The sequence below is a fragment of the Tardiphaga sp. 813_E8_N1_3 genome (genome assembly GCF_051811025.1).
Classification (GTDB): Bacteria; Pseudomonadota; Alphaproteobacteria; order Rhizobiales; family Xanthobacteraceae; genus Tardiphaga.
In genome coordinates, this window is the sequence record NZ_JBPWQE010000001.1 from 189,824 (window position 1) to 203,054 (window position 13,231).

Sequence of the window (13,231 nt, forward strand, 5' to 3'; positions counted from 1 at the left end):
AATGCCCATCATTGACATGCATACCCATGCTCTCAGCAAGCGCGTCGAGCCGCTGGTGGCCGGACATTACGATCCGATGGACAATCCCTATCGGCGCGACATGTCGCCGGCGAGCCGCGAAACTGATGCAGAACAGGGCAAGCTGCTCCCGGACCTGATGCTCGACATCGCCAAGCGCCGCGAGATGATGGAGAAGATGAGCGTCGATTTTCAGGTGATCGCGCCGGCACCGGCGCAACAGAACTACTGGGCGGACGAAGATTTGCAATGTGCGCTGTCGCGCGTGCAGAACGAAGACATTGCCGCGCTCGTGACGCAGGATCCTGCACATTTCGCCGGGATGGGCACGTTGCCGATGCGGTTCCCCGCGCGCGCGGTGGAGGAGGCGGTTCATGCAGTCGAGCAACTCGGCCTGCGTGGCTTCCAGATCGATACCCGCGTCGAAAACCTCGAACTGTCTCATGCCGCCTTCGATCCACTCTATGCGCGGCTTGCCAATCTGCGCATACCGCTGTTCGTGCATCCCCTGGGCTTCTCTCATGGCCAGCGGCTCAGCGATTTCTTCATGGTCAACAGCGTCGGCCAGCCCATTGAGGAGACCATTGCGATCGCCCACTTCATCATGGGGGGCATTTTAGACCGGCATCCGGATCTCGACGTGGTTATCGCTCATGGCGGTGGTTTCTACCCATTTTACGCAGCCCGACTGGATCACGCCTGGAAGGTGCGTCCGGAAGTACGCCGGCTTACGGCAGATGCGCCGTCGACCTATCTTAAGCGGCTCTGGTTTGACACCTGCGTGTTCTCTGCGGAGCTGATCGAAAATCTCGTCAAGACGGTGGGCGTCGATCGGGTCATGATGGGCTCGGACTACCCGTTCGACATGGGGGACCCCGATCCGGTGGGGCTGGTCAACAAGGCCAAGCTATCGGACACTGATCGTCGGAAAGTCCTGTTCGGCAATGCGAGCCGGCTGTTCAAGATCGGATAAGCTCCTGCCTCGTTGCGGCAAGGTGCAACTGATGAGGCAAGATTGGCGATGGTTCATTTTGACTTTGCGAAGCTCAGTGGTCCCGAGCGTTACAAGTTGTTGTGCGGTCTGGTGGTGCCGCGTCCGATTGCGTTGATTACCACCATCTCAGATACCGGCGTGGTCAATGCAGCGCCGTTCTCGTTCTTCAATGTGTTCTCCGAAAAGCCGCCGTTGGTGGTGGTCGGCCTGCAGGCCAGGCCCGACCTGTCGGTCAAGGACACGACCCGTAATGTGCGCGCCAATGGGTTGTTTGTTATCAACATGGTGGATGAGGCCCTCGCCAACGATATGGTCGATTGTTCGATCAGCTTTCCATCCGACATCGGCGAGCTTGACGCTCTGCAGCTTCCAATGACGGCTGGCATCAATGTGCCAGTGCCGCATTTGGCGAAGACGCCTGCGGCACTGGAATGCCGAAAAGTGACGATGATGAACTTTGGCGCAGAGCGCGACTTACTGGTCGGAGAGGTCCTGGGCATTCAGGTTCGCGATGGTGTTGTCGACCCCGTGACCTTGCGTACGGACTATGACCACTATCTTCCAGTCGCACGCATCGCGGGAACCATGTATGCACGGATGCAAGATCGTTTCGAGATCAAACCCGACAGTTTCGACACCTGGCAACTCCGCGGCGCCCGTTGAGAGTTTTTTTTGTCGGGGAGTGCGTCGGAATGCCGGTGGTAGTTCTCTACGTGTTGGATTAACCGTCAGAGGTGAGAAATTGCCGCTCCTGCGGTTGCATGGGATATGACTGCTGGATGTATCGGAAAACCGTCATTGTTGTCGCGTGGACTACACTTGCATTGATTGCTTTTGCGACTCTGTCACCGATCGGGCTGCGGCCGCATTTTGGCGATGTCAGTCTTGAGCGCTTCGGCGCATTCGCACTTGTGGGCCTTTTGTTCGGTCTCGCTTATCCCCGCCATCTCTGGCTTTTCCTGACGCTCGTTGGCGGGGCGGCAGTCGGGCTTGAGGTGCTGCAACATCTGACGCCTGACCGGCACGGCGAGGCGCGGGATGCGCTGGTCAAACTTGCAGGCGGCGTCACCGGCATCGGGATATCGCTCGCGCTCCATCAGGCTTTAAAGAAATTTATCACCTTAGGTTGAGAATAGCCATCAGCTGTTCCGCGAATCGCGTTTGCTGAGTTCCAGCCTGTGAAGCGCTGTTCTGGATGCTCTGCATCTCGCAGCTTTATAAAATACGCGCAACCACGGTAGCGTTCTACCCGCGTGCCCTCTTTGGGACAGCGAATGGCAGAAATCACACATGCCTCCGCGTGAAAGTACTTGGCATGTGTAAAAGGACACCGATACAACTTGCAGGAAGGTGTGTATCGCGGCGTCTACAATTTCAACGATCCTAAGAAACGCTTCGGTCAGGTTGGTGTAGATGGCCGGTGACTTTGGTGTGACGTCTCGAAGCGGGCAATTCCGTTGCGTGGAGAAGACGTCGATCTCAAAGGACAACGTATTATGCATCGGCGGTACCAGCATTCGAGCATCCCAACCGAAATCATGCGATCGGTTGTTGGTATTTCCGAAGCCGGGAGCATCACCAAGGCCGCCAAGCTGCTCGGCCTGAGCCAGCCTGCCATCAGCTCGCAGATCAAGCGCATTGAGCACGCGGTCGGCGGCAGTATCTTCCAGAAGTCTGCCAATGGCTCATCGACGACAGAGCTCGGAAAGCTCGTTCTGATCCAGGCCAGGAAGATTCTGGAGGCGAACGACCAGTTGCTCTTGCTGCGTGGCGCTTCGCCCGACGATCAAACTATTCGGCTAGGCTTGGCCAACTTCTATTCGCAACGCGCAATGGAAGGGATGAGCAAGGCGGCGATGAGCAATGTCTGCATCTATGCAGATAATTCGGCTGAGATCGCAAAAAGCATGCTCGACGGCTACGTCGATGTCGGCGTGTTCCTCAGTATCTCCAATATGCTCGTGGATGCAGCCGTCGATATCGTCGCGCAACGCGACGATGAATTGACCTGGGTCCGATCTAGGGATTTCACGTTAAGTCCTGGCGCGCCCATTCCGTTGCTGACTTGGCCGGGGCAGATCGCGCATGACGTCATGATTCAGGCGCTTGAGCGCAAGGGTATGATCTATCGCATCGCATTCTCCAGCCCGGACTATCATGCACGGATCGAAGCTGCGAAGGCAGGGGTCGGTTTGACCCTGCTACCAACGGCTCTGATCCCTGCGCCGCTCTTGGCGGCCAATGAGTATTATCTTCCAAAGCTGGCGATACCCAAACTCGTGCTATGCGCGCGCGAGGGCATTCGCAAGAAACACAGCATTCTAATCGAGGAACTGTACGTTAAATTCTTCGGTATATAATTCTCTCATCGGCGCGCGTATCAGAAAACATGATCCCCTCATCAAATCCAATGCCGTCATTCAACACTATCCGGGCATTGGAGATGATCGATACCACCAGGTGGTAACAGAAGTTGTATAGGTAGTTTTCACGCGCTTTTGCGAATCTCAGTGCATGTTGAGATTCGACGCCAGCATGAGAAAACTCCTGTCGTGTCGACGCGGTGCTTCCGCAGTCGAATTCGCGATGCTGCTTCCCGTCTTTCTGTCGATCATTTTCGGCATCGTCGTCTTCGGATCATATCTTGCAGTTGTTCACGGTGTTCAGCAGCTCGCCGCCGAAGCAGCACGTTCCTCTGTCGCCGGACTGACCGAGACCGAACGCGGCTCGATCGCGTCGACCTATGTCACGTCGAACGCAGCGACTTATCCGCTGATCAATGCGTCGAAGCTGAGCGTCAATGCGGCGACATCGTCGTCGAATGCAAACGTCTTCGTGGTCACGGTCAACTACGACGCATCGACCATGTTCATCTATTCGCTTCCTTTCGTGCCGATGCCTCCATCGCAAGTCACGCGATCTGCCGCCATTCCCTACGGAGGGTTTTGAGCGATGGAGCCGATGCGCGCGCTTCTCAAGAAGTTTCGCACCGACCAGCGCGGAAATATTGCCATCATGTCTGCGGGCGGCATGATCCTGGCCATTTGTTGTGCTGCACTGGGTGTCGATATCGGGACCATTGCTGCCGACCGTCGCAAGACACAGGCCGCTGCAGATCTTGCCGCGATCGTTGCCGCAAGCAACCTGAACAATGCGGTGAACGCCGCACAGGCGGCAGTCACCAGCAATAACTATCCGGCCAGTTCCCTCGTCGGTGTAGAACTCGGAACTTACACAGCCAATTCGGCCGTCGCTGCGCAAAGCCGCTTTGTCACGCCAGCGACTGGAACAGCCAATGCGGCGAGGGTCAGTCTTCAGACGGCGACGCCGCTTTACTTCAGCCATTTCTTTACCGGCAGCAACAATTTCACCATCAAGACGACGGCGACCGCAACAACGACGGCCATAGCGTCATTCTCGATCGGCTCGCGGCTGGCGTCGTTAAATGGCGGCTTGTTGAATAGCGTTCTTGGATCGATGCTGGGCACGACCCTGTCGCTGTCAGTCATGGACTACAATGCGCTTCTTGGCGCGCGTATCGATGCTTTCACCTTCCTCTCGGCGCTGGCGACGCGTGTCGGTCTGACCGGCGTGACCTATGACACGTTGCTGAAATCGAACATCAAGATCGGAGATATTCTGTCCGCGGCGTTGAGTGCGCAACAGGCTGCCAATGGCAGCGGGACGGCGACTACCGCGCTCTCGACGATATCGCAGGCTTCGGCATCTGTGATGACCAAGATTGCGCCTGGTACATTGATTGATGCGGGCCCTTACGCGAACCTGATCGTGGGCGTCAAACCAAAAGACGGTGTGAGCGTCTCGCTCTATGACTTGCTACAGGCAACGGCTGGAATCGCTAACGGCACCAACCAGATCGCCGCATCCGTCAATTTAGGTCTGCCGGGTATTGCCAGTGCGTCACTTACGGCGACCATTGGCGCACGGCCACAAGGATCCGGCTGGATTGCCGTGGGTACGCAGGGCGTCAGTGTTCATACAGCTCAGACACGGGTTCTGCTATCCATCCAGTTGATCGGAAGTGGTTCGGCGTCATTGGTCAATCTGCCGGTTTATGTGGAGGTTGCGTCGGGTACAGCGACGCTGAATAAGGTCAATTGCGGCTATCCCAACGTCAATACATCGAGCGTCACGCTTGGCGTCACGCCGGGCATTGTCGATGCATGGATAGGTAACGTCACTGTAGCCGATCTCAACAATGTTACGACCAAGCCGAATCCAGGGCCGGCGCCGCTTGTGAATCTCCTGGGCATTCCAATCGTGACGGCAAAGGCCCATGCGGGCATGGGCAACACCACGCCGGTCAGCGTCAACTTCAGCTATTCGGATATCACGTCGCAGACGAAGAAGACCGTGAACACGACGAACTTTACGTCGTCCCTGACGGGCAGTCTGCTTGGTGACCTCAGCATCAGTGTTCTTGGATTGGGTTTGGCGATCCCGGGTCTCGGCGGACTCGTCACCAGCATCATCAGCGCGGCAACCAGTTCAATCGATCAATTGCTGGCGGCAACGCTGGCAAGTCTCGGCGTCGGAATTGGACAGGCCGATGTGTGGGTATCCGGCATTCGCTGTGACGGCGCAGTGTTGGTGAACTGAATCAGTAACGCGTGAATTTCAATGCCATCTTTAACAGAAGAGGACTGATAAAATGGGATACGAAGCCGCAATGAACCGCCCCAACGTTAACCGCAAGCGCTCGGTTGTCGTCTCGAAGAAGCGCACCAGCGTCAGCCTGGAAGACAGCTTCTGGGCCAGCCTGCAAGCGATCGTTCGCATGGAGAATACCACCATCGAACACTATATCGAGAAGATCGAGCGCAAGCGCGAAACGCCAAATCTGTCGTCCAACCTGCGTATCGCTGTGCTCGAATATTTTCAGCAGATTGCTGCACGCAGCTTGACGGCCGGTACCGCCGATCAGCCTGCTGCGAGCAGCAATGCCAAGCTGCATGACAACCACAACCAGCTGGCTGAAAAGGTCGCGGCCTATTGGGGGCGCGTGGGATCACAGAATCAGCAGCTGGTCGACTAGGTCAGCTGCTCGAACCTTCCAGTTTATTTGATTTGAGGAAACGACGCGCAGTGCCGCGCGACGTCGTATCGCCGACTATTTTACGACAACGGCCGTTTTGGCCACGGAGCGACAGATGTTTAACCGACAGAGCAAGACCGATTTGCAGAATGCATTGGCGCAAGCGACCGCCATCAGTCGCTCTCAGGCCATCATAGAATTCAATCTCGATGGCACGATCATCAAGGCGAATGAAAATTTTCTCAAGGCGCTCGGCTATGCTCTCGATGAGATCAAGGGTAAGCACCACGGCATGTTTGTGGAGCCTGCCGTACGCGAGAGTGCCGCTTATCGGGAGTTCTGGGGTAACCTTAACAGGGGTGAATTTCAGGTTGGGCAGTTCAAGCGGGTCGCCAAAGGCGGCAGGGAGATCTGGATCGAAGCCTCCTATAATCCGGTCATGGACAAGAGCGGAAAGCCGTTCAAAGTCATCAAATTCGCCACAGATATCACGGCGCAGAAACTGGAAAGCCTTGAGGCTTCCGGAAAAGTAGCCGCGATCAGTCGCGCACAGGCGGTTATCGAATTCAATCTTGATGGCTCCATCATTGTCGCCAACGAGAACTTCCTGAACACGGTTGGTTACGCGCTGTCTGAAATACAGGGGCGGCATCACAGCATGTTCGTGGAAACCGGTGAACGCGATGGCGCAGCCTACCGTGACTTCTGGGCGCGACTCGGCCGGGGTGAGTATCAGGCGGCCGAATACAAGCGTGTCGGAAAGGGTGGCAAGGAAATCTGGATTCTCGCGACCTATAATCCGATTCTCAATGATGCCGGCAAGCCGTTCAAGGTCGTGAAATTCGCGACCGACGTGACCCAGCAAAAGCTGCTTGCCGCTGATAGCAACGGCCAGATGGCGGCTATTCGCAAGTCGCAGGCGGTCATCGAGTTTCGCATGGATGGCACCATCCTGACGGCAAACCAGAATTTTCTTGATGCGGTCGGCTACACGATCGACGAAATCCGCGACCGACATCACAGCATGTTCGTTGATCCGGTAGAGCGATCTGGCGCGGCCTATGTGGAATTCTGGGCGAGCCTCAATCGCGGGACCTATCAGGCCGCGGAATACAGGCGTATCGGGAAGGGGGGGCGGGAGATCTGGATTCAGGCATCCTACAATCCGATTTTCGATCTCAACGGCAAGCCGTTCAAAGTGGTCAAATACGCTGCCGATATTACGGCGCAGGCCATGGCTCGCCTGAAAGCGGAGCGCGCTCGTTCTTTGATCGAGTCGGTCGCAGCCGGCAGCGAAGAGATGAATGCATCGATCCGCGAAATCTCCGAGACGATGGTGAAGTCCCGGCAGACGGCAGAGTCCGCGGTGCAACAGGTGGAGACGGCGGACATCCAGGCGCAGCGGCTTACCTCGGCGGCTCATGCGATGGGTGGCATCGTGGGGCTCATCGGCGACATTACCGGCCAGATCAACCTGCTTGCTCTCAACGCGACGATCGAATCGGCTCGCGCTGGTGAGGCGGGGCGGGGCTTTGCGGTGGTGGCGGCGGAGGTCAAGAATTTGGCCAACCAAGCCAAGCAGGCGACCGACAAGATCAGCAGTGAAATCGAGGCCCTGAACGGCATCTCCGGTGACGTGGTTGGCGCGCTGGTCTCGATCAAGCAGGCGATCGAACATGTCAACGAGTTCGTGACTTCGACGGCCGCCGCCGTCGAAGAGCAGAGCACTGTGACCAGTGATATGTCGGACAACATGCAGCGCGCGGCATCCGAACTGGCCTAATGCACTGAATTCTTGCGGCTTTGTCGGATCATCCGTGATTGTGCTATCAATCGTGGATGATCCTGCCGTTCAATGCCGCCACCCGAGAACTAATCGAGACACGCGTCGCCGCATTCACGCGGACCGACGAGGGCCGGTACGCCTCGGGGCTGAAGCGCGCGGCGGTGGCCCTCGTGATGGCTGAGGCGGCGCCCGAATTGGAGACGTCGCTGTTGCTGACGTTACGCGCGTCCGGTCTGCGCGCTCACAGTAATCAATGGGCGCCTCCTGGCGGTCGCTGCGATCCCGGCGAGACACCCGTGCAGGCGGCAATCCGCGAGTTGCATGAGGAGCTCGGTCTGCAGCTCACGCGGGACGATGTCATCGGTGTCCTCGACGATTATCCGACCCGCTCCGGCTATCTGATCACGCCAGTCGTCATGTGGGCGCAAGACAGCGTTCAATTGATGCCGAACCCCGATGAAGTCGCCTCGGTTCATCGCATAGCGCTGTCGGAGCTCGCGCGGCCGCAGGCGTTCGATTTCATTGCCATTCCCGAGAGCGACCGGCGCCTGATCCGCTACAGTCATTTTGGCCACTTTATTCACGCACCGACCGCCGCGCTGATCTATCAGTTCAGCGAAGTTCTTGCGGGGCGCATCACCCGTGTGGCCGAGCTGGAGCAGCCGGTCTTCGCCTGGAAGTGATTCTACCCCCGGCGCGACTTGTCAGCACAGGCAGCGACAGGCCTTGGAAAGACATTGTTCACCAAACTCATCCAACGTCATTTTAAGCGGGTATGTTCGACCCGCCTGGGACGGGCGCGGGGCGGCGTCCCGCCTCATTCCTCCGCATTGCCGGCTATGCCGGCAGCCATCTCGACAGGTCCCATGTCTCGTTTGATTCGCGCCTTTACTGCCACTGTCCCGCTCGCGGCATTTTTGTTCATGCCGGTCGCGTATGCGCTGGATTCTGCCCAATTACCAGCAGGTTTTGCCAATGCGATGGCGCAGGGTGCTTCGCCGCAAGCCATCGCTGAATACCGACGCAAGCTCGCAGAATATCAGGAAGCGCGCGCGGCTTTCGACCAGGAGGCCAGTGCCTATTGGGATGCGATCTCCGAAAAGCGGAAGATCCGTAATGCCAAGCGCCGCGACCGCCAGCAGATCACGCTTAATGACTACGTGCTGGAACAGGCGCCGCTTTATGAAGGACCAAAACGTCCGGTGAATCCGGAGCCCGAGGATAGTGGTCCGCGCGTGCGCAAGGACCTTCCGGTGGTGGCGGATTTCCTCGCGGCGGCGAGGGAGCAATTCCAGTTCGTGCCGCAGCGGCCTGCCAATGAGATGGAGTTCAAGCGCGCTTATGCTCGTGCCGCCCTGCAGGCCGGCCTGACACGCGACATTGCTGTGCGCGTCTATTCCTTCGAGACTGGTGGCAATGGCGGCCATGACATGCAGTCGGGCCTGAACCCGTCACGTCCAGGGTCGCGCGCGATCTCCACCGCTATCGGCTACAATCAGCTGCTCACAGCCAATACGACGACGCTCGTTGCCGAACAGGGGTCTCAGATTTTGAAAGTTCTGACCGAGAAGGCATCGACACTCTCGGGCCCGCAGCGCAAGGCGATGGATCACAAGATTGCGGTCTTCAAGCGCATGCAGGCGACTGTGCGCACTGTTCCGCAAAACTGGAGCGCGCTCGAGAAGCTGGGCACAACCCCACAGGGCTGGGCCATGCATGCGCTGGTGCTGGACATGGATATCGGTCCACAATTGCAGGTCCACAAACTACTGACCTCTGTGATTTTTGCGCGCACCCGTGGCTTCGATCGTCCGCTCAGCGCAGCCGAGCTCGAGATGATGAATCTCACGGGCGACGGCAACGGCTTCGATATGGTGACCATGCCGCTGGCGATGCGTGAACAGGTGCCGACGGCGAACTTCTTCCAGCGTGGCGGCTATGAGCGCAATCCGGTGGCGATTCGCCACAATACCGTAGCCAAGCTGCTCGCAGTCACCAATGCGCGGATGGATAGCAACAGCAATTTGCCAGGCGCAAAAGAATTGGCCGCGGCTTTTTGAGCCACGGCCAATCTACGCCTCGTGATGTGCGCTCTCGCCGGAGAGCGGCTGGGCTTATGAGTTGCCCGGATTGAAATCGTCGCTCGGTGCTTCTGCTGGCGCGCCAGCTGCAGCAACGTCGGGACGAGGACCGTGCGGACGGCGGCGGCGACGCGGCGGGAAGCGCTCTCCACCAGCATTCTGTTCGAAGCCGCCTGGAGCAGTACCCGGCTGAGGCTGCGCACCACCCGTGATGAAAGAAGGCAGACGATCGACACCATCGCCGACCGGCATCATCGGCTGCGGTTGCGGCTGATATTGCGGCTGGCCCTGCGGCTGATTCTGCTGACGGTGTTCGCGATTATTGTTCTCGCGGGGCTGATAGGGCTGTTCGCCGCGCTGCTGATAGGGCTGACCACCCTCACGCTGCGGAGGCTGCTCGCGCTGCGCAAAGGGCTGCTGTTGTACTGGCACGAAACCAGGCTCGGCGCCGAAGTTCGAGTAGCTCTCGCTCTCGTCATCGTTGTCCTCAGGCGGCATCTCGTTTTCGGTGCGCGGTTGCGGCTGATTCTGTCGGAACTGCTCCTGTGCGGCGGCGATCAGGCGGAAATAGTGCTCGGCGTGCTGATAGTAGTTCTCGGCAGCAACGGGATCACCGGAGCTGCGCGCATCGCGGGCGAGCTGGACGTATTTCTCTGCGACGTGGGAGGCGGTACCGCGGATCTTGATGTCGGGGCCATTCGATTCGAAAACCCGAGTCATCGGGTTCTGGCCGCGCCGATTGTTGTTGTTGCTATTATTATTGTTGCGGTTGTTGTTGTTATTCCGCATCCGCTTGTTGTTGTTCTGACCGTTTCGCATGTGTCGCCTTCAGTTATCGATCCAGAGTGTCACAGAGCTATGTTTCAAAGAGATGATTGCCGCAGCACATTGCGGGATGCGGACGCGTCAAGCGTCCGAATCGTCGTGCAGATCTTTGCTGCATCGATCTTGCCGTCATTCGCGTTCAACAAAGACGCGTTCCCCAACCGCCCGCTGACCGTGCCAGCCGGACCAAATCACTCACCTGCCGAAACAAGGTCAGGCTTCTGTGCGTGAAGTTTAAAGCGCAATATCAGGCTTTCGTTCGCTTTGCGGTCGCGAGCAGCGCAGCTCTTTCAGCCATCGCGCTCAACCAAACCTGCCTGTTGGAACCTTTCACCCGGACGGGCTCTCTAGCGAGAATTCTGGCTTCCAGCCGTAGATCTACGGGGCGAGCCAACCCTGAACCGATGTTGTACCAAGAAGGTAGTCGCTCCCCGGGGATATTCCAAGCGGTTTTTTCTGTCGTAAGAAGGCTTTATCAGGGCTTTTTTTGCCCCGATACCGCCCTCCGGATGCCTCCCAGATCAGCTTTTGGGGGGGCTGGCAGGGTTAGCCCGGATGCCACCATCAGACCGGCGACATCGTCGCTCTGGTCGTGGCCCACCTCGACCACCAGGAGGCCGCCGGGCGCCAGCAACCGCGCGGCTTCGGGGGCGATTATCTGATAGGCATCTAGTCCGTCTTTTCCACCATCCAGGGCGCGGAGCGGGTCGTGGTCGCGCACCTCGATGTCGAGGTTGGCGATGTCGGCCGAGGGAATGTAGGGCGGATTGGAGACGATCAGGTCGAAGCCACCGGCCAGGGCCGAGGCATAGTCGCAGACAACGAAATGGGTGCGCTCGATCAAGCCGAGCTGCGCAGCGTTGGAGCGAGCCGTCCGCAGGGCGTCGAAGTTGATATCAGTTGCGATTCCGGTGGCATTGGTTAACTCCGACAGCAGCGCCAGCAGGATCGCGCCGGAGCCAGTGCCGAGATCGGCGATCAGAAGCGGACGGTCGCGCGGACCTGTCGCATCGAGAAATTCGAGCGCTGCCTCGACGAGGGTTTCGGTATCGGGGCGGGGCACCAGCGTATCGGGCGATAGCTGCAGCGGCAGGCCCCAGAATTCTTTCATGCCAAGGATGCGGGCGACGGGTTCGCCATCGATGCGGCGCTGTGCGAAGCGGGCAAGTTGGGCCGCTTCATTGGACGTCAGGATGCGCTTTGCAGCCGAGATCAGCCCGGTCAGATCGAGTCCGAGCGCGGCGCCAGTCAGCAAGCGCACGTCGAGTTCCGCGGAATCGATGCCTTGGGTGCGGAGCAGATTGGTCAATGAGCGTCGTGCGTTCTCGACGCTCTGTCCGGCGAACATGTCGCCGGCGCTCACGCCGCGTCGCCTTGGGCAGCGAGCTGTGCAGCCTGATGCTCTGTCGTCAGCGCATCGACCAGTTCGCCCAGCGCTTCGCCGGCGATCACCTGCGGCAGCTTGTAGAGCGTGAGGTTGATGCGGTGGTCGGTGACGCGGCCCTGTGGGAAGTTATAGGTGCGGATGCGCTCCGAGCGGTCGCCGGAGCCGACCTTCTCCTTGCGCTCAGCCGAGCGGGCGGAATCGATACGCTGCTGCTCGGCGTCATAGATGCGCGAGCGTAGGATGTTCATCGCCGAGGCGCGGTTCTTATGCTGCGAGCGGCTGTCCTGCATCATCACCACGATGCCGGTCGGGATATGCGTGATGCGGATCGCCGATTCGGTCTTGTTGACGTGCTGGCCGCCCGCGCCCTGGGCGCGCATGGTGTCGATGCGCAGGTCGTCCTGCTTGATGTCGACATCGACTTCCTCGACTTCCGGCAGCACCGCCACCGTTGCTGCGGAGGTGTGGATACGTCCCTGTGTTTCAGTATCAGGCACACGTTGGACGCGATGCACGCCGGATTCGAATTTCAGCTTGGCGAAGGCGCCGCGGCCTTTCACCTCGGCGATGATTTCCTTGTAACCACCCATGGTGCCTTCGGACGCCGAAATCACCTCGACCTTCCAGCCGGCCAGCGCCGCAAAACGCTCATACATCCGGTACAGGTCGCCGGCGAAGAGTGAAGCCTCGTCACCGCCGGTGCCGGCACGGATTTCCAGCACCACGTTGCGCTCGTCCATCGCATCCTTCGGCAATAGCGCCACGCGGATTTCCTGCGCCAGCGCCTCGATGCGTTCTTCCAGCGCCGGGCGCTCGGCCTGCGCCATCTCGCGCATCTCCGCATCGGTCGAAGTGTCGGCGATCATCGCATCGATATCTTTGATCTCTGCAAGCGCACCGCGATAGGTCTTGACCGCGTCGATCAGCGGATTGAGCTCGGACAGCTCGCGCGTCATCTTCACATAATTCTCGGCGCTGACCTGACCCATCAGTTGTGCCTCGAGCGAGGCATGATGGGCGAGGAGAACATCGAGTTTGGTTTCGGGCAGCATGGACATGGGGACGTCTCGGAGATCGCAGAAAG

At 58.7% G+C, this 13,231-nt stretch carries 13 protein-coding genes; 10 read left to right on the forward strand and 3 right to left on the reverse strand.

The features are described from left to right. Position 1: 1 nt before the first annotated feature. The 10 genes from AB8A33_RS00875 to AB8A33_RS00920 all read left to right on the forward strand — a co-directional run bounded on the left by AB8A33_RS00875 (position 2) and on the right by AB8A33_RS00920 (position 9,914). On the forward strand, positions 2-991 hold the full coding sequence (locus AB8A33_RS00875; RefSeq protein ID WP_439091041.1) for an amidohydrolase family protein: 990 nt from the start codon (positions 2-4) through the stop codon (positions 989-991). Between the two features lie 48 nt (positions 992-1,039). Continuing rightward, the gene (locus tag AB8A33_RS00880) at positions 1,040-1,675 is read left to right on the forward strand and encodes a flavin reductase family protein (RefSeq protein WP_439095820.1); all 636 of its coding nucleotides are present in this window, start codon (positions 1,040-1,042) and stop codon (positions 1,673-1,675) included. A gap of 116 nt (positions 1,676-1,791) precedes the next feature. After that, positions 1,792-2,142 (forward strand): VanZ family protein, encoded by a 351-nt coding sequence (locus AB8A33_RS00885; RefSeq protein ID WP_439091042.1) that lies wholly within the window; start codon positions 1,792-1,794, stop codon positions 2,140-2,142. Between the two features lie 327 nt (positions 2,143-2,469). Continuing rightward, the gene (locus AB8A33_RS00890) at positions 2,470-3,372 is read left to right on the forward strand and encodes a LysR family transcriptional regulator (RefSeq protein ID WP_439091043.1); all 903 of its coding nucleotides are present in this window, start codon (positions 2,470-2,472) and stop codon (positions 3,370-3,372) included. 154 nt (positions 3,373-3,526) lie between these two features. Next, on the forward strand, positions 3,527-3,961 hold the full coding sequence (locus tag AB8A33_RS00895) for a TadE/TadG family type IV pilus assembly protein (RefSeq protein WP_116660051.1): 435 nt from the start codon (positions 3,527-3,529) through the stop codon (positions 3,959-3,961). A 12-nt stretch (positions 3,962-3,973) separates the two neighbouring features. Then, positions 3,974-5,632 (forward strand): pilus assembly protein TadG-related protein, encoded by a 1,659-nt coding sequence (locus tag AB8A33_RS00900; protein ID WP_439091044.1) that lies wholly within the window; start codon positions 3,974-3,976, stop codon positions 5,630-5,632. 70 nt (positions 5,633-5,702) lie between these two features. Continuing rightward, a complete protein-coding gene (locus tag AB8A33_RS00905; RefSeq protein WP_439091045.1) occupies positions 5,703-6,068 on the forward strand; it encodes a ribbon-helix-helix domain-containing protein in 366 nt (121 codons plus the stop codon). Positions 6,069-6,183: 115 nt separating this feature from the next. Continuing rightward, positions 6,184-7,851 carry a methyl-accepting chemotaxis protein gene (locus AB8A33_RS00910; protein ID WP_439091046.1) on the forward strand — a complete coding sequence of 556 codons (1,668 nt, stop codon included), beginning with the start codon at positions 6,184-6,186 and terminating at the stop codon, positions 7,849-7,851. Between the two features lie 56 nt (positions 7,852-7,907). Further along, the gene (locus AB8A33_RS00915; protein ID WP_439095821.1) at positions 7,908-8,537 is read left to right on the forward strand and encodes an NUDIX hydrolase; all 630 of its coding nucleotides are present in this window, start codon (positions 7,908-7,910) and stop codon (positions 8,535-8,537) included. A gap of 240 nt (positions 8,538-8,777) precedes the next feature. Next, positions 8,778-9,914 carry a hypothetical protein gene (locus AB8A33_RS00920; protein WP_439095822.1) on the forward strand — a complete coding sequence of 379 codons (1,137 nt, stop codon included), beginning with the start codon at positions 8,778-8,780 and terminating at the stop codon, positions 9,912-9,914. Between the two features lie 54 nt (positions 9,915-9,968). Here the strand turns inward: AB8A33_RS00920 and AB8A33_RS00925 are convergent, their stop codons facing one another. From AB8A33_RS00925 to prfA, 3 genes are all read right to left on the reverse strand, one after another. Further along, positions 9,969-10,754: a DUF4167 domain-containing protein gene (locus AB8A33_RS00925; protein ID WP_439091047.1), complete on the reverse strand. Its 786-nt coding sequence runs from the start codon at positions 10,752-10,754 to the stop codon at positions 9,969-9,971. Between the two features lie 481 nt (positions 10,755-11,235). Continuing rightward, positions 11,236-12,123 carry a peptide chain release factor N(5)-glutamine methyltransferase gene (gene prmC / locus AB8A33_RS00930; RefSeq protein ID WP_439091048.1) on the reverse strand — a complete coding sequence of 296 codons (888 nt, stop codon included), beginning with the start codon at positions 12,121-12,123 and terminating at the stop codon, positions 11,236-11,238. Continuing rightward, on the reverse strand, positions 12,120-13,205 hold the full coding sequence (prfA, locus tag AB8A33_RS00935; protein WP_439091049.1) for a peptide chain release factor 1: 1,086 nt from the start codon (positions 13,203-13,205) through the stop codon (positions 12,120-12,122). Before prfA ends, prmC begins: the two co-directional genes overlap by 4 nt. Between the last annotated feature and the right edge of the window lie 26 nt (positions 13,206-13,231).

What these genes read in the sequence shown, in the direction of transcription:
- AB8A33_RS00900 (WP_439091044.1), top strand. Translation starts at nt 3,974, where the DNA reads ATGCGCGCGCTTCTCAAGAAGTTTCGCACCGACCAGCGCGGAAATATT.
- AB8A33_RS00895 (WP_116660051.1), top strand. Translation starts at nt 3,527, where the DNA reads ATGTTGAGATTCGACGCCAGCATGAGAAAACTCCTGTCGTGTCGACGC.
- AB8A33_RS00910 (WP_439091046.1), top strand. Translation starts at nt 6,184, where the DNA reads ATGTTTAACCGACAGAGCAAGACCGATTTGCAGAATGCATTGGCGCAA.
- AB8A33_RS00920 (WP_439095822.1), top strand. Translation starts at nt 8,778, where the DNA reads ATGCCGGTCGCGTATGCGCTGGATTCTGCCCAATTACCAGCAGGTTTT.
- AB8A33_RS00925 (WP_439091047.1), bottom strand. Translation starts at nt 10,754, where the DNA reads ATGCGAAACGGTCAGAACAACAACAAGCGGATGCGGAATAACAACAAC.
- prfA (WP_439091049.1), bottom strand. Translation starts at nt 13,205, where the DNA reads ATGTCCATGCTGCCCGAAACCAAACTCGATGTTCTCCTCGCCCATCAT.
- AB8A33_RS00905 (WP_439091045.1), top strand. Translation starts at nt 5,703, where the DNA reads ATGAACCGCCCCAACGTTAACCGCAAGCGCTCGGTTGTCGTCTCGAAG.
- AB8A33_RS00875 (WP_439091041.1), top strand. Translation starts at nt 2, where the DNA reads ATGCCCATCATTGACATGCATACCCATGCTCTCAGCAAGCGCGTCGAG.
- AB8A33_RS00915 (WP_439095821.1), top strand. Translation starts at nt 7,908, where the DNA reads ATGATCCTGCCGTTCAATGCCGCCACCCGAGAACTAATCGAGACACGC.
- AB8A33_RS00880 (WP_439095820.1), top strand. Translation starts at nt 1,040, where the DNA reads ATGGTTCATTTTGACTTTGCGAAGCTCAGTGGTCCCGAGCGTTACAAG.
- AB8A33_RS00885 (WP_439091042.1), top strand. Translation starts at nt 1,792, where the DNA reads ATGTATCGGAAAACCGTCATTGTTGTCGCGTGGACTACACTTGCATTG.